Source organism: Gemmatimonadota bacterium (genome assembly GCA_041390125.1).
Classification (GTDB): Bacteria; Gemmatimonadota; Gemmatimonadetes; order Longimicrobiales; family Gaopeijiaceae; genus JAGQIF01.
The window spans coordinates 1-20,847 of record JAWKQN010000032.1; the positions used below are offsets into that span (position 1 = coordinate 1).

The 20,847-nt window shown below is 70.8% G+C and carries 14 protein-coding genes; 6 read left to right on the forward strand and 8 right to left on the reverse strand.

Annotated features, from left to right (window positions below):
* Both R3E98_21360 and R3E98_21365 read right to left on the reverse strand, forming a co-directional pair.
* On the reverse strand, positions 1–1,460 hold a 1,460-nt coding region (locus R3E98_21360), incomplete at its 3' end, for a DEAD/DEAH box helicase (protein MEZ4425958.1).
* 221 nt (positions 1,461–1,681) lie between these two features.
* Entirely contained in the window at positions 1,682–2,575 is an 894-nt protein-coding gene (locus R3E98_21365; GenBank protein MEZ4425959.1) for a helix-turn-helix domain-containing GNAT family N-acetyltransferase, read from the reverse strand.
* A gap of 84 nt (positions 2,576–2,659) precedes the next feature.
* Between R3E98_21365 and R3E98_21370 the strand changes: the two genes are divergently transcribed.
* From R3E98_21370 to R3E98_21395, 6 genes are all read left to right on the forward strand, one after another.
* Positions 2,660–4,147 carry an SDR family oxidoreductase gene (locus R3E98_21370; protein MEZ4425960.1) on the forward strand — a complete coding sequence of 496 codons (1,488 nt, stop codon included), beginning with the start codon at positions 2,660–2,662 and terminating at the stop codon, positions 4,145–4,147.
* Between the two features lie 205 nt (positions 4,148–4,352).
* On the forward strand, positions 4,353–5,723 hold the full coding sequence (locus R3E98_21375; GenBank protein ID MEZ4425961.1) for a hypothetical protein: 1,371 nt from the start codon (positions 4,353–4,355) through the stop codon (positions 5,721–5,723).
* A gap of 152 nt (positions 5,724–5,875) precedes the next feature.
* Entirely contained in the window at positions 5,876–7,111 is a 1,236-nt protein-coding gene (locus R3E98_21380; protein MEZ4425962.1) for a hypothetical protein, read from the forward strand.
* A 96-nt stretch (positions 7,112–7,207) separates the two neighbouring features.
* Entirely contained in the window at positions 7,208–7,513 is a 306-nt protein-coding gene (locus R3E98_21385) for a YhbY family RNA-binding protein (protein MEZ4425963.1), read from the forward strand.
* A 67-nt stretch (positions 7,514–7,580) separates the two neighbouring features.
* On the forward strand, positions 7,581–8,171 hold the full coding sequence (locus R3E98_21390; GenBank protein ID MEZ4425964.1) for an ECF-type sigma factor: 591 nt from the start codon (positions 7,581–7,583) through the stop codon (positions 8,169–8,171).
* Between the two features lie 68 nt (positions 8,172–8,239).
* Positions 8,240–10,861, forward strand: coding sequence for a serine/threonine-protein kinase (locus R3E98_21395; GenBank protein ID MEZ4425965.1), 2,622 nt, complete (start codon positions 8,240–8,242; stop codon positions 10,859–10,861).
* 52 nt (positions 10,862–10,913) lie between these two features.
* On the opposite strand, the gene R3E98_21400 is transcribed toward R3E98_21395, so the two are convergent.
* The 6 genes from R3E98_21400 to mug all read right to left on the reverse strand — a co-directional run bounded on the left by R3E98_21400 (position 10,914) and on the right by mug (position 20,397).
* The gene (locus R3E98_21400; protein ID MEZ4425966.1) at positions 10,914–12,191 is read right to left on the reverse strand and encodes a hypothetical protein; all 1,278 of its coding nucleotides are present in this window, start codon (positions 12,189–12,191) and stop codon (positions 10,914–10,916) included.
* Between the two features lie 14 nt (positions 12,192–12,205).
* Positions 12,206–14,290, reverse strand: coding sequence for a hypothetical protein (locus tag R3E98_21405; protein ID MEZ4425967.1), 2,085 nt, complete (start codon positions 14,288–14,290; stop codon positions 12,206–12,208).
* Positions 14,291–14,400: 110 nt separating this feature from the next.
* Complete coding sequence (locus tag R3E98_21410) at positions 14,401–15,333, reverse strand: alkaline phosphatase family protein (GenBank protein MEZ4425968.1); 933 nt, start codon at positions 15,331–15,333, stop codon at positions 14,401–14,403.
* Positions 15,334–15,595: 262 nt separating this feature from the next.
* Positions 15,596–17,020 (reverse strand): amidohydrolase family protein, encoded by a 1,425-nt coding sequence (locus tag R3E98_21415; GenBank protein MEZ4425969.1) that lies wholly within the window; start codon positions 17,018–17,020, stop codon positions 15,596–15,598.
* A 99-nt stretch (positions 17,021–17,119) separates the two neighbouring features.
* The gene (locus R3E98_21420) at positions 17,120–19,336 is read right to left on the reverse strand and encodes a multicopper oxidase family protein (protein MEZ4425970.1); all 2,217 of its coding nucleotides are present in this window, start codon (positions 19,334–19,336) and stop codon (positions 17,120–17,122) included.
* A 317-nt stretch (positions 19,337–19,653) separates the two neighbouring features.
* Complete coding sequence (gene mug, locus R3E98_21425; GenBank protein ID MEZ4425971.1) at positions 19,654–20,397, reverse strand: G/U mismatch-specific DNA glycosylase; 744 nt, start codon at positions 20,395–20,397, stop codon at positions 19,654–19,656.
* Between the last annotated feature and the right edge of the window lie 450 nt (positions 20,398–20,847).

Sequence of the window (20,847 nt, forward strand, 5' to 3'; positions counted from 1 at the left end):
TTCCCACGGCCCGCCGCGGGTCCCTTCCCTCGCGGGCTGGACGGCCCACCGTCCCGCTGCGCGGGGGTGGAGCCCTGCCGTTGACCGCCGGCCTTGCCGGCCTGCGTCTTCCGCTTGCCTCCACGGCGCCGCCGCCGCCGACCCGCTCCCTCGCCGCTCCCGCTCCCGGAGCGATCCTCGACCGATCGGTCGTCCGCGGCCCGGCTCTGCGTCCCTGCCGCGCGAGCCTCCTTGGCCGCCGCCTTCTCGCGCGCCCGCTCGCGATCGGCCTTCTTGCGAGCGCGGATCTCGGCGATGCGCTCCGCGAGCGGGACCTCCAGAGGCGCATCCGAGTCGTCGTGGTAGGCAAAGCCCGCGAGCGTGCGGCGCGGGAGCGTCGCTCCGACGGCCCGCTGGATCTGCCTCAGCGTGCCTTCCTCCTCGGGGCTCACGAGCGTCACCGCCTCGCCGGTCGCCTGCGCACGTCCCGTGCGGCCGGAGCGGTGGATGTAATCCTCCGGAACGGTCGGCACATCGAAGTTCACGACGTGCCCGAGCGCCTCGACGTCGATCCCGCGTGCGGCGATATCGGTGGCCACGAGGATCTGGAAGTCGCCCTGCTTGAAGCCGTCGAGGGCGCGGGTGCGCTGCGGCTGCGAGCGGTTGCCGTGGATGCGCTCGGCGCGCACCCCGTGCTTGACCAGCACGCGCGTGAGTCGGTCGGCGCGATGCTTGGTGCGGGTGAACACCAGGGCGTCCTCCACGATGCCTTGGTCGAGCAGCGCGAGCAGCAGCGCCGCCTTGCGCTTCTCCGGCACCGGATACACCACCTGGGTCACACCCCGTGCCGGCGCCGCCCGCTTCTGGAGCGTCACCCGGACCGGATCGACCAGGATGTTGCGGGTGAGCGCCTCGATGGGAGGAGGCATGGTGGCGCTGAAGAACAGCGTCTGCTCCGGCTTGGGCACATGCGCGAGGATACGCCGGATGTCGGGCAGGAACCCCATGTCCAGCATGCGGTCCGCTTCGTCCAGCACGAGCACCTCGAGCTGGGAGAGCGTCGCGTAGTCGTACTGGAAGTGGTCCAGCAACCGGCCGGGGGTCGCCACGATCACGTCGGCTCCCCGCCGGAACGCCTTCTCCTGCGCCTCCATGCCGACTCCGCCGTAGACCGCGGCTCCCTTGATCCGGGTGTGCCGAGCCAGGCCTTCCAGGTCCTCCAGGATCTGCAGGGCCAGCTCCCGCGTGGGCGCCAGCACCAACGCACGCGTGCCCCGGCGCGGGTTCCGCAGCAGGCGATCGAGCACCGGAAGGAGGAAGGCGGCGGTCTTGCCGCTGCCGGTGGCGGCGGAGGCCAGGACATCGCGTCCCTCCAGCGCCACCGGGATGGCGTCCGCCTGGACGGGTGTGGGCTTGGTGAAACCGAGATCGCGCACTCCAGCCAGGAGAGCGGGATCGAGGCGCAGCGATTCGAACGACATGGAACCTGGGGTGATGGCGCGGCGGGAACGCGGGCGATCGCGCGGCAACCGCGGGACGCGAGACGGTCGGCAGCGAATGCTCGCCCCCGGAACCGAGGGCTCGAGGAGGGGACGCCGCCGGGCGAAGCTAGCGGAAGCCGGCGGTGCGCGGCACCCCCGGGTGCCCGATCTCCCGGGCCCTAGGGACCCGGAGCCGCTGCGGCGGCCGCCCGTGTCCGGCCTCAGCGCGCCCGTCCCAATCGCTTCTCGAACCAGTGGTGCGCGTAGGGCTCCGCATTGTATGGAGCCACTTCGCGAAAGCCGGACTTCGTGTACAGCCCGATCGCCTCCTTCAGGACGCGATTGGTCTCGAGCTGCAGGCGACGGCACCCTTGCGCGCGCGCCCGCTCCTCCAGCTCGGCCAGCAGTCGACGTCCGAGCCCGAGGCCTCGTGCGTCGGGCGAGACCCACATGCGCTTGATCTCCGCGCGATCGGTGGAGTGGTAGTAGAGCCCGGCGCAGCCTACGGGAACGTCGTGGAGGCGCGCGAGCAGGAAGACGCCGGTGGGCGGGGAGAAGACGCGGGCATCCGCGGTGAGGCTGCGCTCCACGTCGAACCCGCCTTCGAAGCGCTGGTCCAGCTCCGAGAAGTAGGCCTGCAGACACGCTCGGGCTTCGGACCCCGCGGGATCCGCCGCCTCCACGTCCACCAGACCCGCCGTCAGGAGTCGCTCCACCACGCCCATGGCATCCACGAGCCGATCCCGCTGGGCCGCGCTCAGCGGCTGCAGGAGCGCCCGGGCCAGGGCGTCGGAACGCTCGTCGAGGACCCTGCGCTCCATGCGCCCCTTCCGGGTGAGGCGGACCCTGCGCACTCGGCGATCCTCGGGCGCCCGCACCACCGTCACCAGCGCGTCCCGCTCCAGACTGCGGAGGAGTCGGCTGACGTAGCCCGAATCGAGCTCCAACCGAGCCCGCAGCGTGCGCACGTCCATGCCGTCCGGTCCGATCTCCCAGAGCAGACGCGCCTCCCCGAGCGGGCGTTTCCGGCCCATGTACCGGTCGCGGAGAGCCCCGACCCGGCTGGTCACCCGCCGGTTGAAGCGACGAACCTTCTCCAGGGTATCGGGATCCATTATCTGATTCTAGTCAGACAAATCCGGAGCTCGCAAGATCCCAAGGTGGCTTGAACAGCCGACGCCGCGCCGCGAGGCTCCTCCATGACGTCCCGAACCCCGCCTCCTGCTGCCCCGTCCCCACGCGGCACGGTCCTGTTGACCGGCGCCACCGGCTACATCGGCGGACGCCTGGGACCCCGCTTGCTGGACGCCGGCTGGCATCTGCGCTGTCTGACGCGCTCGGCTGGGAAGCTGCGGGCACGCGAGTGGGCGACGCGGACCGGCGTGGAGATCGTGGAAGCGGACGCGGAAGACGTCGACGCGGTGGCCGGAGCGCTGCGCGGGACGGACGCCGCCTTCTACCTCATCCACTCGATGATGGCGTCCGGGAAGGACTATCGCGCGCGCGACCAGGCGCTGGCGACCGCCTTCGCCAGAGCAGCAGCGCACGCCGGGCTTCCGCACCTCATCTACCTCGGGGGTCTGGGCGAGATGGGCGACCATCTGAGCGAGCACCTGCGCTCCCGGCGCGAGGTCGAGGAGGCCCTGCGCTCCACCGGAGTGCCGGTCACCTGCCTGCGTGCGGCGATGATCATCGGATCCGGCTCGGCTTCGTTCGAGATCCTGCGCTATCTGGTCGAGCGTCTGCCGATCATGATCACGCCGCGGTGGGTCGGTACCGAATGCCAGCCCATCGCGGTACGCAACGTCCTCCACGACCTGACGGTCGTGCTGGACACGCCGGCCGCGCACGGACGCGACATCGACATCGGCGGGCCGGACGTGGTGACGTATCGCGCACTCATGGACGTCATGGCGGAGGAGCTGGGCCTGCCGCGTCGCCGGGTCATTCCGGTGCCCGTGCTCACGCCGACGCTCAGCTCCTGGTGGATCCACCTGGTCACGCCGCTCAGCCACCGGATCGGACGCCCCCTCGCCGAAGGGCTCCGGAACCGCGTCGTCACGGGGAACGACGACGCGCTCGAGCTCTTCCCGCAGCGGATGCTCACGGCCCGGGAAGCCATCCGCGCCGCGCTGGGCCGCATCCGCGACCATACCATCGCCACGCGCTGGGCCGACGCGGGGCCCGTGCCGGGCGATCCCGACTGGTCCGGCGGCACCGTCCTGCAGGACGTACGGGAGATGACGGTCGACGCCTCCTGCACGGCGGTCTACCGCGCGTTCCTCGGGATCGGCGGCACGCGCGGCTACTTCACCGCCGATTGGCTCTGGGCGCTGCGCGGGCTGCTCGACCGCCTCACGGGCGGACCCGGACTCCGCCGTGGGCGACGTCACCCGGACGACGCACAGTTCGGGGACACCATCGACTTCTGGCGGGTGACGCGGGTGGAGCCCGACCGCGCTCTGGAGCTGAGGGCGGAGATGCGACTTCCCGGAAAGGCCACGCTCACGTTCGAAGCGGAGTCGATGGGGCCCGGGCGCACCCGTCTGATCCAGACGGCGCGCTTCAAGCCCCACGGCCTGCGCGGACTCCTGTACTGGTGGGCGGTCTTCCCGCTGCACGGGATCGTCTTCCGCGGGATGATGCGCGGCGTGGCGCAGCGGGCGCGGGAGATCGCACGCGACTGAAGGGGCGACCCGCCGTCGTGCGCCCCCACGACGGGCCGAACACGAAGACGGCTGCCGCACCCGTTTGCGTTCTGGCCCGTCGGCGCAACCACGCCCTCCACGAGCAGGCACGTCCGTTGCGCAGGTCTTCTGCAGTGTCCCCCGCGTTCCGACGTTCCATTCTGCAGGGGGCTCCATGATCTTCACTTCGGTTCCGACTTGGCGCGTGGCGTGCGTTCTGCTCTCCGCCGCGCTCGCATCCATCAGCACCTCCACCTCCGTCCGCGCCCAGGCGCCGGAGCGGACCAGCATGCGCGGCGACTCCGGGATGGTCATCCGCACCGAGCTCGATGGTCCCGAGTCCGCGCTGCACGACGAGGCCGCCGACGTCTACCTGGTCTCGAACGTGGCCGGAGGTCCCAGTGCCGCGGACGGCAACGGGTTCATCTCCCGGATCGGGCCGGACGGAACCGTCCTCGACGCTCGCTGGATCGATTCCGGGCAGGACGGGGTGACGCTCAACGCACCCAAAGGCCTCGCCCTGTCGGCGGACACGCTCTTCGTCGCGGACCTGGACGTCGTCCGCCGCTTCCACCGTGAGACCGGCGAGTCGCTCGGCGAGTGGCCGGTGCCGGGCGCTACCTTCCTGAACGCCGTGGCGGTGGGCCCCGACGGCGCGGTCTACGTGACGGACACGGGCATCGAATTCGTGGACGGACGGGCGGAGCCGCGCGGTACGGACGCCGTATACCGCTTCGGGCTCGACGGCGAACCCCTCACGGTGGCCGAAGGCGACGATCTCGGCGGACCCAACGGCATCGTCGTCGATGAGCAGGGGGCCGTCGTCGTCACGTTCGGAGGCGACCGCGTCTATCGTGTGGACCGGGCGGGCAATACCTCACCGGTCGCCACGCTCCCCCAGGGTCAGCTGGACGGTCTGGTCCAGCTTCCCGGTGAGGACCATCTCGTCACCAGCTGGTCGGCGCGAGGCGTCTACCGGATCGGTCCGGACGGCTCCGCCTCCCAGGTCGTGGAGGGGCTCAGCTCCCCTGCCGACATCGGGTACGACGCCGAGCGCGGGCGGCTGCTCATCCCCCTTCTCCAGCAGAACGAGCTGCATGTCGTGCCCATCGAGACGGACATGCGCGTGAGCGACGACCCGATGGACGGATACGCGCCGGCCGTCACGACCGCTGGCGACCGGGCGGACGACGCCGCCACGCTCGGTGTGGCCCGTCACGACGAGCTCGGCGCCTACCTGACCGATGGAGAAGGGCGCGCGCTGTATCTGTTCAAGTCGGATACGGCAGGACAGAGCACCTGCTTCGACCGGTGCGCCGACGTATGGCCGCCCCTCCTCACGGACGGCATGGCCGAGGCCACCGATGACGCCCTCCAGAGTTCGCTGATCGGGACCCTCCGCCGACCCGACGGCACCATGCAGGTCACCTACGGCGGCTGGCCGCTCTACTACTACGAGCAGGACCGCGGCCCGGGAGACATCCAGGGCCAGGACATCATGGGCTTCGGTGCCGAGTGGTACCTGATCGGCCCCGATGGCGCGGAGGTCGAGCACGAGGAGGGGAATGGCCGCTGACGCGCGCGACCGCCGCTGACGAATGCGGTCGGGGGTGAAGCCCCGTGGGCGCGTTCCATACGGTTGCGCGATCGAGCGCGGCCTACCGGGTAGGTTGCGGACGGCAAGGATAGGCGCAATGCTGGGGAACCCCCGCGAACGGGAGGTTGTCCATGCGCCGCACGTCCGTCCTCGGTCTTCTGCTCGCTCCAGCTACGGCACTCTCCGCTTCGTGCGGGGCGCGCACCGAGGCCGGCCCGTCCTTCCAGGTCCGGGACAGCGCGGGGGTGGAGATCGTCACCTCGACCGCACCGGCATGGTCGGAGCGCGAGACCTGGAGTGTGGACCCCGCGCCCAGGCTGGTGCTGGGTGGCGGATCCGCCGACACCGGCGAGGAGCTCTGGGACATCCGCGCCCTCGCCGTGCTTCCCGGCGAACGTACGGCGGTCGCGCTGGGAACGGCCGGCGAAGTGCGGATCTACGATGCGGAGGGAGCCCGCGTCCTCACGATCGGAGCGGATGGCGACGGTCCCGGCGAGTTCCGGGACCCCCGTGGTCTGGCGCTCCAACCGCCCGACACGCTCCTCGTGCTGGATCGCGAGCGGATCCAGACCTTCCTGCTGGATGGGACCCTCCTCGCCACCACGCGGCTCCCGCCACCGAATTCCGTGGACGCGAGCGCGTACGCGTTCCCGATGAACATCCTGCCCGACAGGAGCGTGCTGGCGGTCGTGTCGCGGGGTCCGAGTGAGCTGCCCTCCGGCATCTTCCGCCCGGATCAGGGAGCCGCCGTCTATGGGCCCACGGGCACCACCACGCTGCTGGGATGGGGTCGCGGGATCGAGCAGGAGATGCTGGGTGAGGGAGCGCGAGTCATGCCCATCGTGGCACCTTTCGCGCGCTACGGACACCTGACGGCGGGCGGCAGCGCGCCGTACCGGTATGCGGTGGCGGACAACGGCACCTACGAGATCCGGATCTTCGACGGAAGCGGCGCAGTGCGTCAGATCGTGCGGCGCATCGTGGAGCCGGTGCCGGTCCAGACCGGATGGGTCGAGGCGTGGAAGGAGGAGCAACGCCAGGCCTCCTGGACCCAACGCAGGCTACCGGACCTGGAGCGGGGGTGGAGCTCGATGACCGTGAACGAGACACTCCCGGCTTTCGAGCGCTTCCTCGTCGATCAACAGGACCACCTGTGGGTGGAGCAGGTTCGTCCCACCTCGGTGGGGCCCACCCGGTATGACGTGTTCGCGCCGGAGGGTAGGTACCTGGGATCCGTGACGCTGCCCGACGGCTATCGCCCGATCCCGGAGCCCGTCATCACGCGGGACCGCTTCGTCGGCGTATGGGCCGACGCGATGGACGTCGAGACCGTCCGGGTATACGCGCTGCGAACGCCGGTGGGCTGAGCGCCGGGGAGGGCGGCGCCAGGGCTGCCACTGGACCCAAGGCACGGCTTGCTCTAGCCTCCACCCTCCCCCCTTTCACCACCGACCGACATCTCCATGAGCGACACCCGACTGACCTCGAAGGAGCGCGCACGGTTGCGTGCGCAGGCCCACGACCTGGAGCCGGTGCAGCACGTCGGGGCGGGCGGGCTGACCCCCGCCGTGCTGCGCAGCCTCCGGGAGGCCTTCCACACGCGGGAGCTGCTCAAGCTCAAGGTCCTCGAGAGCGCCCCGGCCTCGGCCTGGGACACCGCCGACGCGATCGTGGCCGAGATCGACGGCGCCCAGGTGGTCCAGACGATCGGACGCACGGTGGTGCTGTACCGCCCCCTCCCGGACGACCCCGAGGAAGCGGCGCGGTAGGGCCGCTCGCCCGGGCGGCTCTCGAGCCTTATTCTGCCGGGGCGTTCCCACGATTCCACCCGGTGGCATGGCCGCTTCGTCTCCCCCGCCCGAAGAGATCACGCGCCTCCTGGAGTCCGCCTCATCGGGCGACGGTGAGGCGTTCGACCGCGTCTTCCGCGTCGTCTACGACGAGTTGCGGGGCCTCGCCCGTCTCGTGCGTCGAGGTCGCGCCTCCGAGACCCTCAACACCACGGCGCTCGTCCACGAGGCCTATCTGCGGCTCCTGCCGTCGCAGGGGCTCGCCTGGCAGGGCCGATCCCACTTCATGGGCGTGGCCGCCCGTGCCATGCGCCAGGTGCTGGTGCGTGCAGCCGAACGGCGCAGCGCCATCAAGCGCGGCGGTGGCGACGAACCGGTCTCGCTGGTCGAGTCGCAGCATCAGCGCCTCGGAGGCGACGTGGGTCAGGTGGAGCCGGAGCGCATCCTCGTGCTGGATGCGGCCCTCTCCCGCCTGGAGGCGCTGAGCCCTCGTCAGGCACGGGTGGTCGAATGCCGCTTCTTCGCCGGTCTCAGCGTGGAGGAGACGGCACAGGCCCTGTCCGTCTCCGAACCGACGGTCAAGCGGGACTGGAGCGCAGCGCGTGCCTGGTTGGCACGGGAGATGGCGCATGGCTGATCCGCACCCGGATCGGATCCGCTAGGGAACAGGGATCCCGACGGCGTTCCACCCGAGCCCGGCCCACGATGGATGCTGCCCGCTGGCAACAGATCCAGGATGTGTTCCTGGACGCGCTCGAGCTGAGTCCTGCCGAGCGTGCGCCCTTCCTGGATGGGGCGTGCGGCGCCGACGCGGAGCTCCGTCGCGAAGTGGAGAGCCTGCTCGACGCCGGAGCCACGGCCGACCCGCTGCTCGACGCCACACTGGACGATCTCGTCCTGCTCGTCGAGGAGGATCCGGCCCGGGGGCCTTCTGCTCCGGAGCGAGCCGGTCCGTACGCCGTGCTCGAGGAGCTGGGCCGCGGCGGGATGGGCATCGTGTACCGCGCCCGGCGCGCCGACGGGCAGTACGAGCGCGAGGTGGCGCTGAAGATCGTACACGTCGCCGGGGACTCTGTGGAGGTGGCACGCCGCTTCCGGCAGGAGCGGCAGATCCTGGCGTCCCTGGAGCACCCGAGCATCGCCCGTCTGTACGACGCCGGTGCCACTGCGGATGGTCGGCCCTTCCTGGCGATGGAGCTGGTGCGCGGCGAACCGATCCATCACCACGCGGACCGACTGCGCATGTCGGTCGACGCACGCCTTCGCCTCTTCGAGCAGGTGGTGGCAGCCGTCGACTTCGCGCATCGCAAGCTCGTCATCCACCGTGACCTCAAGCCCTCCAACGTGCTCGTGAGCGAACAGGGCGAAGTCAAGCTCCTGGACTTCGGCATCGCGAAGCTGTTGGAGGCCGACTCCACCGAGACGACGCGGGACGAGCCCGTGACCCGGGCGGATCAACGACTCCTCACCCCGGAGTACGCCTCACCCGAGCAACAACGTGGCGAGCCTCTGTCCACGGCCTCCGATGTCTATTCGCTGGGGATCATGCTGCACCAGCTGCTCGTGGGTACGCGCCCGACCGGGCCCGGACTCCCCGCGCCGTCCACCGTGCAGGACACGGCGTCGGCGGCCGACGTCCGGGGGACCACCGCGGCCCGCCTGCGTCGTCAACTCAAGGGGGAGCTGGACACCATCGTGCTCAAGGCGCTCCGCCCCGAGCCCGACGCGCGCTACCCGTCCGCCGCGGCGCTCCTGGACGACCTCGTACGGTACCGTACCGGGCTGCCCCTCTCCGCCCGTCCCCCTTCCTGGGCCTATCGAGCACGGAAGTTCGTCGGGCGCAATCGACTCGCGGTCGCCGCCGCGACGGCGGCGACGCTGGGCCTGTTGGGCGGGCTGACCGCCGCGGTGCATCAGGCTCGGATCGCGCGTCAGGAGCGCGATCTCGCGCAGTCCGTGAGCGGGTTCCTGGTGAACCTCTTCAGCTCGGCCAATCCGCTCCAGGCGTCTCCCGAGCGGCTGGATACGCTGCGCATCAACGCCTTCCTGGCGCGAGCCGTCGACCGGCTCGACACCGACCTGGGCAGCCAGCCCGAGCTCCGGGCCCGCATGCAGCTGCTACTGGGTTCGGTGCACGAAGGCCTCGGGCTCTACGAGCCCGCGCAGAGCCTGCTCACTGCGGCACTCGAGGGCTATCGGACTCTGGAGGGGGACGACGGCGCAGAGGTGGCGGCCGCCCTTGGGGAGTTGGGGAAGGCGCTTCATTCCGCGGGGAGGTTCGGCGAGGCGGAGCAGCGGTATCGGGAAGCGCTGGAACGCACTCGGGAGCGCCTGGGCGAGCGGTCGCCGGAGCTCGCCCGGTTGCGGACGCAGTATGCCGGCCTCCTGCTGTCCCAGGACCGGCTGCCGCAGGCGGAATCCGTGCTGGTCTCCGCGTTGGACGTGCGGCGCGACCTTCTCGCGGAGCGGTCCATCCCCATGGCGAGCGACCTCAATCTCCTCGCCGCTCTCCAGTACCGACAGGGGCGCGTGGAGGAGTCGGTCGGCACGATGGTCCAGGCGCACGACATGATGCGCGATCTGGTCGGCGCAAACCACGCCACCACCGCCGTCTTCGCGCAGAACCTCGGTCTGGTGCTGTACCGGTTGGAACGCAATGAGGAGGCGGAGCCGCTGCTGCGCGAGGCGATCACGGGCATGCGCGCGGCACTCGGTCCGGACCATCCCAACGTCGGGCCCGCCCTGAAGACACTGGCGAACGTCGTCAACGCCCTGGGTCGCTGGGACGAAGCCGATTCACTGTTCGTCGAGGCACTCGCCTTCTCCCGGAGGGTCATGGGGCCGGTCCACCCGGACGTCTCCACCACGCTCCACGACCATGGCGGCAACCTCATGCAGCGGGGTGAGCTGGAACGCGCCCTGCCACTCCTGGAGGAGGCGGTCCGCGTCGAAGCCGACCTCGGGGATGTCGGTGCGGGCCTCGGCATCACGATGGGCACGCTCGCCGAAGCCCGGCGCCGCACGGGGGATGCGCAGGCCGTGGCCACCTACCTCGAGGCCCTCGAGATCCTGGAGGGCGCGTTCCCGCCCGGTCACCCGCGCATCCTGGTGGCCCGCAACGGATGGGCGCTCGCGGTCGCCGACGCGGGACGCCGGGAGGAGGCGGAGACGGTTCTGCTCGACAACTACGACGGGGCGGTGCAGATCCCGGACGGAGGGCAGGCCGCCCGCCTGACGGCGCGCGCGCTCGCCGACTTCTACGAGAGCGTGGGCGACACGGAGGAAGCGGAGCGCTGGAGCGCGCTGGCCGAGCTACCGGACGCCTGATCTCGACCCGACCCGGCGACGACCCCCTTCGACCTGGCTTCGGCAGGAGCGCTCAGCGCGCCTCCACCACGAACCCCTGCCACGGCGTCTCCTGGACCACCCGCCCCTCCGCGTCCAGCGCCTGCACGCGCCACTCCAGGGTCTGCCCGGTGTGCGCGTCCAGGAGGAAGGGCGGTGCGGCGTACGACGCCACTCCGGCCTGGACCACCGCCGCCAGCGCCTCCTCGCCGCGCATGTCCCGCACCTCGAGGCGGTAGAGCAGTGCCGAGGCCACCGGACTCCACGCGAGCACGAGCGGCGGACCGGCCGCCACGCGTGCGTCCGCGGTGGGCGTGAGCAGGCGCAGCCGCGTGCCTGCCACCACGTGCGCACCTGCGTCCCCCACGAAGTAGCGCAGCACCGGCAGCGGGAAGCCTGCGACCGCGCCGGTGGGCAGCACTCCCGCGCCGGCGCCGACCGCGGCCAGGTCGATGTCCCCTTCCTTGTCGTCGGAGGCTTCGATGCGCAGGAGCACCTGGTGGAGCCCGGAGATCGCCACCGGAAGCCGCCGCGGATCCGGTCCGGCGATCACGACCTCACCCGTCGGCGGCAGGAAGAGGTTGAAGCGCTCCAGCTCCGTGTAGCGCCGCTGCGTGCCGCGCAGCTCCGCGGGCAGGGTGGCCTCGGTGAGCAGGTCCTCCGCCGTCGGCGGCTCCTCGCCGGGCAGCACCACCTCCCAGCGACCCACCAGCCGCCCGGTTCCCGTGTAGGCGATCCGCGCCTCCACGGGCGGGGGCGCGTCACCGGTGCGCACCGCCAGGACGGGCTCGTCGCCCGCGAACGCGAGCTGGACGTCCAGCAGCGCCAACGGCGTGCGCGCGCCACCGGCCGTGAGACGGCAAGTCACCGCCACGTACTGGTCGGGCCCCAGGCCCGTGGGATCGACGAACCGACGGACATAGAAGAAGCGGGAGTCCGCTCCGGCCTCCGCCGCCTGGTAGGCCCGTCGCGCCACCGACGGCGGGATGGACATCACGTCGCTGAAGCCGTCCTGGCCGCTGAGGCGGCTGCGGTCGAACCGCACCGGGAGTGCTCCGAACACGGTGGCGGGATCGCATTTCTCCCCCACGTCCGGGGAAGCCGGGATCAGCTCCCCACACCACAGCGCCTCCACCGGCACGTAACCGTCGAGGTTGCCGAAGGTGATGAACACCGTCGTGGCGCCGGCGGCGTTGACGTTCACACCGGTCGGGAACCGCGCGATCTGCGCGTCGAGCCCACCGGCGTGCACCCCAGCGAGGAGTGCCGTGCCGAAGGCGACGCGCCGGACGAGAGCGAGGGACGCACGCATGGGGCTCGGATCTCCTAGAAGAACGTGAAGTTCAGGCCCAGGTCGAGCCACCACGCGGTGCGCCGATCTGCCTGGTCGAACGTGGCGTTGAACGTCTCCACATCGCTGCGCGTGTAGCGCAGGAAGTACTGTCCTTGCACGCGGTCGAGCCACGGCAGCACGGAGGACCACTGCGCGTCCACCTGGTTGTTGTAGCGCCGCCGGGTCCGCAGCAGGTCCTCACTCGAGGTGTCGGAGAAGCGCACGCTCACCTGGCTGCGGTCGAAGACCTGCCACTGCAGCTGGGCGCCCCACCGGGTGGTCTCGTCGGTCTCGTCCCGCTCCAGGTTCTCGGAAGTCTCCAGACCCACATCGATGGCCAGGCTCAACGTCCGCCAAGGCGCGACGCGCACCGTGCCCGTCGTGCGCGTCACCGTGAGGTCCGCGTTTTCGCGGCCCTCCTGGCGGTTGTCCTGCTCCGAGCGATTCCACTGCGCGCCGAGGCTGATCCGGGCGAAGCGCCAGTCGGCGCCCGCGGTGCGGTTGAGGCTCACCTGGTGGGGTACGTGGGAGGGGCTGAAGCCACCATCGGTGGGGACGTCGCGTCCCCGCTGGTGCGTGCGATCCTGCCGGTACTGGAGGGACGGCAGCCACGCCGTGGTCACGCCCACCACGCGCGCGAGCGGCATGCCGACCGAGAGCTGCGAGCGGTCCAGGTCGGTGGTGAGGATGGACGGGACATCGGCCAGGTTGTTGCGCGACTCCGCCCGGTTCGCCTGTACGGTGATGCCGCCCACGTCGGCGCTCACGTCCACCTGGTCCTGCAGGCGATCGGCTTGCGTGTAGGCACCGAGGCTGCGGTAGAGCGGATCCACCCGCTCGTGACGGTAGCCGACCGTGACACGCGCGCGCCGGGTATCGGACAGACGCAGATCCCGGAGCGCGTCCACGGAAGCCTCGAGGTACCGGGCCCCGGAGGTCTCCTCCTCCACGCCCACGAGATCGAAGCCCTGGGCCAGCGTGGGATCCTCCGGATTGTCGAACCTGCTGCGCGAGACGCCGGCGTCGAGGCGCAGCCGACGGGACAGCGCCTGGGCGGTCACCCGCAGCGCGAGTCCGCGGCTCTCCTCGGCGTCGTTGACCACACCTTGATTGAAGCCGGCCTGGGGACGGACCGATCCGTTCAATCCGGAGAGCTCCACCCGCAGCGCTCCCGGCGTCGAGAACGCCTCCAGGCCGACCGTGCCGGTGACCAGCCGATGCCCGCCGTCGTCCAGACCGATGAGCCGGTCCCAGCCCACCTCCTGGCTTCCGTTCAGCGCCGCCACGGAGAGATCCACCCGCGAGCCGGGCCGCACCGCCAACGTGGCGCCCCGGCTCGAGAAGCGATTGACGAGGTGACGCTGGTCGCCGGCCGACACGTGTCCGACGGACAGGTCCACGGGGCCATTGGAGGCCTGCAGCAGATAGCTGGACAGATCGAGCCGCGGTGCGTCGTCCCCTCGCTGGTAGAAGCGCAGCGCCTTGTCGCGCTCGCTCGCGCCCACCAGCGCGGTCTGGGATGCCACCTTGAGGGCTCCGCGCACGTGCTCGGTGCTCAGGCGGAACTGCAGGTCCACGTTCTCGACGGCCTCGGGAGGCGCGGCCTCTTCGGGATCGAACCCTTCCGTCATCCGGCGCGCCGTGGCGGCCGTCAGCGAGAGGTCGGAACGGCCGGGCTGGAACCCGAGGGGACCGACGGTCTGGAACGGCTGCCGGTGCACCTCCCGCCAGGTGCCGGACGCGGATTCCACCACGTACACGACGAGCTCATGGGTCCCGCCGGGCAGCAGGATCAACCCACGCTCGTAGGCCATGGACCGCGCACCCGCACGGAAGAGCCCGGTCACGTCCGTCCGATCGATGAAGACGGCGATCCGCTCGGCAGGCCGCAGCAGCGGCCGACTGAACGTCAGCTCGATCGGCGCATCCCGCGCGACGGCGAGTCCGTCCGTCAACGAGCTGGTGACCTGGAGGGAGGCCCCCGCGACCGGGGAAGGGACCTCCTGGGCCTCGATCGCGGAGACGCCGTGCGCGGCGCACACGGCCGTCGCCGCCACCATCGCTCGCAGCCGACGCATGCCTGTCCCGGGGCTCGGGGGCGGCGGAGGAACCGCTCCCCTGCCGGGACGGGTGTCCCATCCGTCTCCCCTTAGCGGATCGGAGGCCGGGAGGGATCAGCGCACCGACCTCAGCGGCGCAGCCCCACCACCCTGCCCTCCAGTCCCCACGTCGGATCGGCCTCGAAGCCCAGGTGCGCGAGCGCGGTGACGGCCACGTCCACCACGTGGACGGGACCCTCCGGCCGACCCGGCTCTACCGACGGCCCGGCCGCCAGGTAGAAGATGGTCCGCTCCTCCGGCGTGTCCCCGCCGTGCCCGCCGGTGGGCAGGCGACCGTGATCGGTGGACACCAGCACCAGCCAGTCCTCGTCGGCCCAGGTGGCGCGCTCGCGCATCGCGTCCAGCAGCCGGGCCACGTGGCGGTCGGCGAGCTCGATGGCCTCCCGGTACTCTCGGCCGATGGCCCCGGTCTCGTGGCTCACCTCGTCCGGATTGCCGAGGTACACGAACAGGGCGTCGGGATCTCCGCTGCGCAGGTGCTCGGCGGCGGCGTCCACGCTCCATTCGTCCGCCTCCGCCCAGCCAATCTCGTAGCCGTCGACGATCTGCCGCTCATCGATGCGGCTCCCGAGCGCCACGCTCCCGTCCTCGGCCAGCGCGAGCGGTGTCCAGTCCACCGCTGCGAAGGTGTTCAGCTCGGGGCGGAGCTGTTCGATGCGGTCGAGGAAGCCGGGATAGGCCTCGTAGTTCTTGCCCCCGAACTCGTTGTCGGTCACGCCGTGCTTGTCCGACCACACGCCGGTCAGCATGGACGACCAGCCGGGCCCGCTCACGGACGGGAAGCCGGTGCGCGCCGAGTCCGTGTAGGCGCCCTGCGCGATGAGGCCATCCAGGGCGGGGGTGGGCACCTCGGCGAGAACGTCGGGGCGGACGCCGTCGATGCCGATGACCAGCACCTTCGGGCGCGTGGCGGCGGGGGACGACTCCGCCCTGCCGGACCCGTCCTCCGCGGGGGGCCCGTCCGGCGGGGGTGCATCGCCGGAGCAGGCGGCCAGCAGCATCAGGATCGGAATCGCGGTCCGTCCACGGGGCGCCGCTGCGCGAAGAGATGCGGAGCAAGCGACGGAAGGGGGCGCAGCATGGGGCATGGGCTTCCTCTGCCGATGCGGCCGGTCTCCAGCGGGCCGGCCGCACGACAGGCTGGCGTCCACAGGGACCCCGCGCAACCGCGGCGCAGCGCCCGTTTCCGGTCCGTGACGGGGCGCCGGTCGGATACCCCCGCCCTGGATCGGTCGCGGGCGAGGTCCGCGCGAGAGCTCGACCTCAGCTGATCCCGACCCGGCCCTTCACCGCATCCAGCAGCGCCTTGGAGTCGTAGCCGATCCCGTCCTTGAAGACGGTCACGACCTGGTTGATGGTGGCCGGGTCTCCCGTCAGGTCGCCTCGGATCAACACCAGGTCAGCGGTCTTGCCCACCTCCACCGAGCCCAGCTCGCCGTCCACGCCCAGGACCGTCGCACCGTTGAGGCTCATGATGCGGACAGTCTCCTCGGGGGTGAAACCGGCCTCGCGCAACAGCTCGAAGTTGCGTTGGTCCCCGTAGCCCGGCAGCGCGCCCCCGTTGCCGGTGGGGTCGACGCCGGCCGCCAGCAGTCCCCCCATCTCCACGAACCTGCGCTCGTACGCCATCGCCTTCTGGAACGCCTCGGGCGAGAACGCGGCGTCCGGTGAGGAGTCGATCTGCTCCCTGGCCTTCAGGTAGTCCGCGCGCACCTCGGGCGCCATGGCTTCCAGGGCCCGCGGATCCTTGGTCGGACGGTTCGGCACGAAGAGCTCGTAGACCGCCAGCGTGGACGTCATGGGCACGTCGTTGTCGATCATGAGCCGGAAGGTGTTCGCCACCTCGGGGCCCTCGATGTCGACGTTGACGGCGTGCTGCATGAACGTCATCGGACACTCGCTCTGCTCCTTGCTCGGATCGTAGTCCGAGTTGGTGAAGAGGCCGTGCTCGATGTTGTCGATGCCCAACCCGACCGCCTCCGTGAAGCTGATGGAGCAGATGTGGCCGGTGACCTTGATGCCCTGCTTGTGGGCCTCGTCGATGGCGGCCTTGAACTGCTCGTAGCCGATGTTGGTGTAGGCCTTGAGCCAGGTGGCGCCCTCTTCGGCCCAGTAGCGGACGAAGCGCCGTGCCTCCTCCGGCGTGTCGATCAGCGTCATGCTGGTGACGCCGTCCCCGCCCGTGATGTACGGCGCCGTGATATGGATGCGCGGACCCGGCCAGTTCCCGCGCTCGATCTCCGCCTTCATGTTGAGCTCGGAGTAGGGCGCGCGGCTGCCGGTGGTGCGCACGGTGGTGATGCCTGTCCCCAGGTAGAGGCGCGGCGCGCTGTACACCAGCGTGGCGCCGCGGCCCCCGGCAGCCGTGTAGTACAGGTGGTTGTGCAGACCCACGAGGCCGGGGATCAAGGTGTGCCCGGAGCCGTCGATGACCCGCGCGCTCTGCGGAACGCGCACCGTACCGGCGTTCCCCATCGCGGAGATCCGGCTCCCGTCGATCAGTACGGTCTGGCCGGGTCGGGCGGGCGCCCCCGTGCCATCGATCACCGTCACGTTGGTGATGGCCACCTGGGGCGCGTCCACGGAGACGTACTCCTGCATGGCCGGCGCGAGCTGACGCTGGGCGGACAGGGGCGCTGCGGCAGCAGCGAGGAGCACGGGAGCGAGAAGGCGCGCGATGCGGCTCATGGTCGGGATCCGGGCTGGAGTGGACCTGGGGGGGCAATGTACGGGCCTGCGCGGATCGCGGCACCATAGGCCCCCGATTGCCGGCCGCGGCTCCCCTCCTCAACGCACCGTGAACGCGCTGTGCATTCCGGCCTCCAGGTGCTCGGAGATGTGGCAGTGCATCATCCAGGCACCGGGGTTGGAGAGCTCCAGCAGGAGATCCACGGTCGCGCCCACCGGGACGAGCACCGTGTCCTTCCAGACGAGGTTGTCCGTCGGCACCCCGTTCACGGAGAGCACCAGGAAGCGCTGCCCGTGGATGTGCAGCGGATGCTGCATCGCGTGGAAGGCGCGCCGCTCGTTGTGCACGCGGATCTTCCGGACCGCGCCGAGCGGCAGCTCCCACGCGATGTCCATACCTTCGCGCCCGGTGGCGGGATCGCGCAGCACCCAACGCACCTCCGCCGAGGTCGCGTTCCAGTTCATCATGGGCATGGTGCCCGACCATTCGACCGGGTGGAAGTAGGCGGAGTCCACACGCATCAGCCGCTCCACCACGAAAGGAAGCCCTTCCTGCTCCATGGTCAGGAGCAGCTCGTGGTCCACGGGCCGATCGAACTCCCCACGGACGCGATCGATGTCCTCCTGCACGAAGAGGTGCTCGCGCAGGGTGGTGAAAGGACCGGCGAGGTCAGGCAGCTTCACGTCGTGACGCACCGTGACAGTGCCCAATCGATCCACCTCGGGAAAGAAGCGTCCGCCGAGGTGATCCATGCCTGTGACCCGGTTCTCGATGGGCAGCTCACCCGCCGCGGGGAAGCGGACGTGGACGATGGCGCGCTCGGCCGGCGCCAGGACGACGCTCTCCGTCCATGCCTCCCGCTCGTAGAGGCCGATGTCCGAGCCCACGATCTTCATCGGCGCGCCGCCGAAGGACAGGTTGAACGTGCGCGTGTTGGACACGTTCGTCAGGAAGAAGCGCACCACCTCCCCCTGCTCCACCTCGATGCGGTACTCGGGCTCCCCGTTCAGCAGGAACAGGTTCCCGAATCGGCCCATGAGGGCGTCGTTCGCCCGCTCGCGCCCGAACGGCACCAGCGCGTCCCCGTTCATGAGGATGTCGTCCAGGACCACCACCTCCTCCCGGTGGACCGGGCCGTAGTAGTCCGCGCGCGCCGGACGCACCATCAGGTTGCCCGCCAGGCCCAGGTCCTTCTGGATGTCCTCGCGGTGATGTGGGTGGTACCAGTAGATGCCGGCATCCGGCACGTGCACGGTGTACGTGAAGGACCCGCCCGGCGCGACGGGCTCCTGCGTCAAGTGCGGCACCCCATCGGAGGCGTTGTCGATCCGGATGCCGTGCCAGTGCACGGTGGTGGGCCAGTCGATCCGGTTCGTGAAGCGGACCGTGATGGTCGCGGCCTCGTGCACCTGGATGAGCGGGCCCGGGATCTGGCCGTTGAACCCGTAGACGATGTGCGTTCCGCCGCGCAGGCGACGCCGCACATAGGTGGCCTCCAGCGCCAGCGTGTCCCCGTCCGCGAGCTCCACCAGCTCGCGCGGGCGCACCCACGGGATCGATTCGGGATCGGCCGCGCCGGGCAGCCAGGGCGCCGCCTCCGGCGCCTCCAGCTCCATCAGCGCGGGCAACATGGTGATGCCCTCCGGCATGGGCGGACGGAGCCACCCGTCCCCGCCGTGGACGTGGTGCATGCCTCCCATGCCCCCGCCGGGATCCGCACCGACGTCGATACCGCCGGCCCCCACGAGGTATTCCATCATGTCGGCGGGATACATCCGGGTCGACGGCGATTGGCCGCGGAGCACGAGGCGGCCACTGCGCTCCACGACATCGGGCGCAACCTCGGCGCTCACGAGCAGGACGAACTTGTCCAGCGCGATCCGTCCCAGCTCGACCACCCCGTTGCGGACCTCCTGCAGCCGGGTCTCCGGGTAGAACGTGGGGGTGGTCAGCCAGGCCACGTACGTGGTGTAGGGTCGACCGGCATCGTCGGTGCCGAGCTCGCCGGGATCGGGGAGCCCTCGCACGGTGAGGGTCGCGTCATAGCGGACGTTGCCGTCGGCGGTGACCGCCACAGTGAAGGGAGACGCCGCGAAGCGCAGGTCCACGCGCGCCTCGACGTCACGCCCCAGGCCCAATGGTGCCGTGAGCACCATGCAGTAGAGGTCGGTGGACGCCGTGCGGGGTCCGGCCGAGGCGCGGGTGCAGGGATCGGGCGTCGAGCCGGTCGGGGATTGGGCCCGGACCCCCTCCGCCCCGCCCGCCAGGAGGATGGCGAGCGAGAGCACACGGACGGAGGCGGGAGCGCGGATCATGATCGAAGATAGGCGCGGGCCGGGCCGATCCGCGAACGAGAGGGCGTCACTCCCAGCGGGTGGGGCCGACCGGCTCTCTCGATTCATCGACTGGCTCCAGTCACCGAGCGGCTCCAGTCACCGACCGGCTCCAGTCACCGACCGGCTCTCTCCATTGACCGAACGGCTCCAGTGACCGAGCGGCTCCCTTCTTTCAGCGACCGGCTGACCGGCCGAGCAGGCGAGCACCCCACAGGCGACCGGCCGAGCAAGCCAAGGGACCTCACCTCGACTCGCCTGCAGCGTCAACTCACGGTCGGCTCGCCTGGACCGTCCCCTCACCGTCGACTCGCCTGCAGCGCCACCCCGGCGGCTTGCGCGACCTGGCCGTAGAGCTCTGCGAGCGCCTCCAGGCCGTAGTGGGCATTCAGGCCGCTCGGATTGGGCAGCGCCCAGATGGCGGTCTCTCCGATGCGGTGGTCCTGCTCGCCCACGCGCGCGGTCGGGCGCCCGAAGCCGGTGCGATAGGCGCCGAGGCCCACGAACGCGAGGACGCGGGGTCGCAGACGGCGGACCTTCCGCGTAAGGCGCTCCGCACCCTTCCGGAACTCGTCGGGATCGAGCTCGTCCGCGCGCGCGGTGGTGCGCATGACGAGGTTCGTGATCCCGATGCCCTTGTCCACGAGCGCGGCCCGGCTCGCGGCGTCGAACCCGGCGCGCACGTCCAGCAGGTCGCGCGTGATCCCCGCCGCGTGCAAGGCTTTGTAGAAGCGATTGCCCGGATGGGCGAAGTGAGCCCCCGACGCCGCCGTCCACAGCCCCGGATTGATCCCGCAGAAGAGCAGGCGCAGACCGGGTCCCACCAGGTCCGGCACGGTCCGGGTCCGGGCGGCCTCCAGCTCCGCGCGCGAGAAGGTGTGGGGGCGCGATGCACCGGCCCGCCGCCCGCGCGCCTCCTCTCCTGGCGTCTTCTTCCCTGGCGTCTTCTTCGCTGGCGTCTTCTTCGCTGGCGTCTTCTTCGCTGGCGTCTTCTTCGCTGGCGTCTTCTTCGCTGGCGTCTTCTTCGCTGGCGTCTTCGGCATCGGGCGAGGGTGTCACCTCGGGGCGGACGGGTCAAGCGGCTGGAGTACGGCATGCGTGCCGTGGCAGACACCCTCCTGGCACGCATCGGTACCCAAGGGCGATCGGATCCACGCGTTCTGGCCCCCGACGGAACGCAGCGCTGCATCGCCTGCACCTGGGTCTCCGATCAAGGACCGGACGCCGGTCCTCGTGGTCGGATCCCGCGATTCCCTACAGCGTCGGATCCCGAGATTCCCTTCTCGTCGGCTCCCGCGCTCGTTCATCCAGGTTGGATCCATCCCGGTCGGGTTGATCCTGGTCGGATTCATCCCGGTCGGATTCATCCCGATCGGATTCATCCTGGTCGGATCCCGAGCGCGGTCTTCATCGCGTCGACCTCCGCCTGCGTGGCGCGCTTGAGGGGGGGCAGGTGTGGGACGGGCTGCCCGCGCGGGTCCCGGAAGACGGCC

What these genes read in the sequence shown, in the direction of transcription:
- R3E98_21365 (MEZ4425959.1), bottom strand. Translation starts at nt 2,575, where the DNA reads ATGGATCCCGATACCCTGGAGAAGGTTCGTCGCTTCAACCGGCGGGTG.
- R3E98_21370 (MEZ4425960.1), top strand. Translation starts at nt 2,660, where the DNA reads ATGACGTCCCGAACCCCGCCTCCTGCTGCCCCGTCCCCACGCGGCACG.
- R3E98_21380 (MEZ4425962.1), top strand. Translation starts at nt 5,876, where the DNA reads ATGCGCCGCACGTCCGTCCTCGGTCTTCTGCTCGCTCCAGCTACGGCA.
- R3E98_21385 (MEZ4425963.1), top strand. Translation starts at nt 7,208, where the DNA reads ATGAGCGACACCCGACTGACCTCGAAGGAGCGCGCACGGTTGCGTGCG.
- R3E98_21390 (MEZ4425964.1), top strand. Translation starts at nt 7,581, where the DNA reads ATGGCCGCTTCGTCTCCCCCGCCCGAAGAGATCACGCGCCTCCTGGAG.
- R3E98_21395 (MEZ4425965.1), top strand. Translation starts at nt 8,240, where the DNA reads ATGGATGCTGCCCGCTGGCAACAGATCCAGGATGTGTTCCTGGACGCG.
- R3E98_21400 (MEZ4425966.1), bottom strand. Translation starts at nt 12,191, where the DNA reads ATGCGTGCGTCCCTCGCTCTCGTCCGGCGCGTCGCCTTCGGCACGGCA.
- R3E98_21405 (MEZ4425967.1), bottom strand. Translation starts at nt 14,290, where the DNA reads ATGCGTCGGCTGCGAGCGATGGTGGCGGCGACGGCCGTGTGCGCCGCG.
- R3E98_21410 (MEZ4425968.1), bottom strand. Translation starts at nt 15,333, where the DNA reads ATGCTGCTGGCCGCCTGCTCCGGCGATGCACCCCCGCCGGACGGGCCC.
- R3E98_21415 (MEZ4425969.1), bottom strand. Translation starts at nt 17,020, where the DNA reads ATGAGCCGCATCGCGCGCCTTCTCGCTCCCGTGCTCCTCGCTGCTGCC.
- R3E98_21420 (MEZ4425970.1), bottom strand. Translation starts at nt 19,336, where the DNA reads ATGATCCGCGCTCCCGCCTCCGTCCGTGTGCTCTCGCTCGCCATCCTC.
- mug (MEZ4425971.1), bottom strand. Translation starts at nt 20,397, where the DNA reads ATGCCGAAGACGCCAGCGAAGAAGACGCCAGCGAAGAAGACGCCAGCG.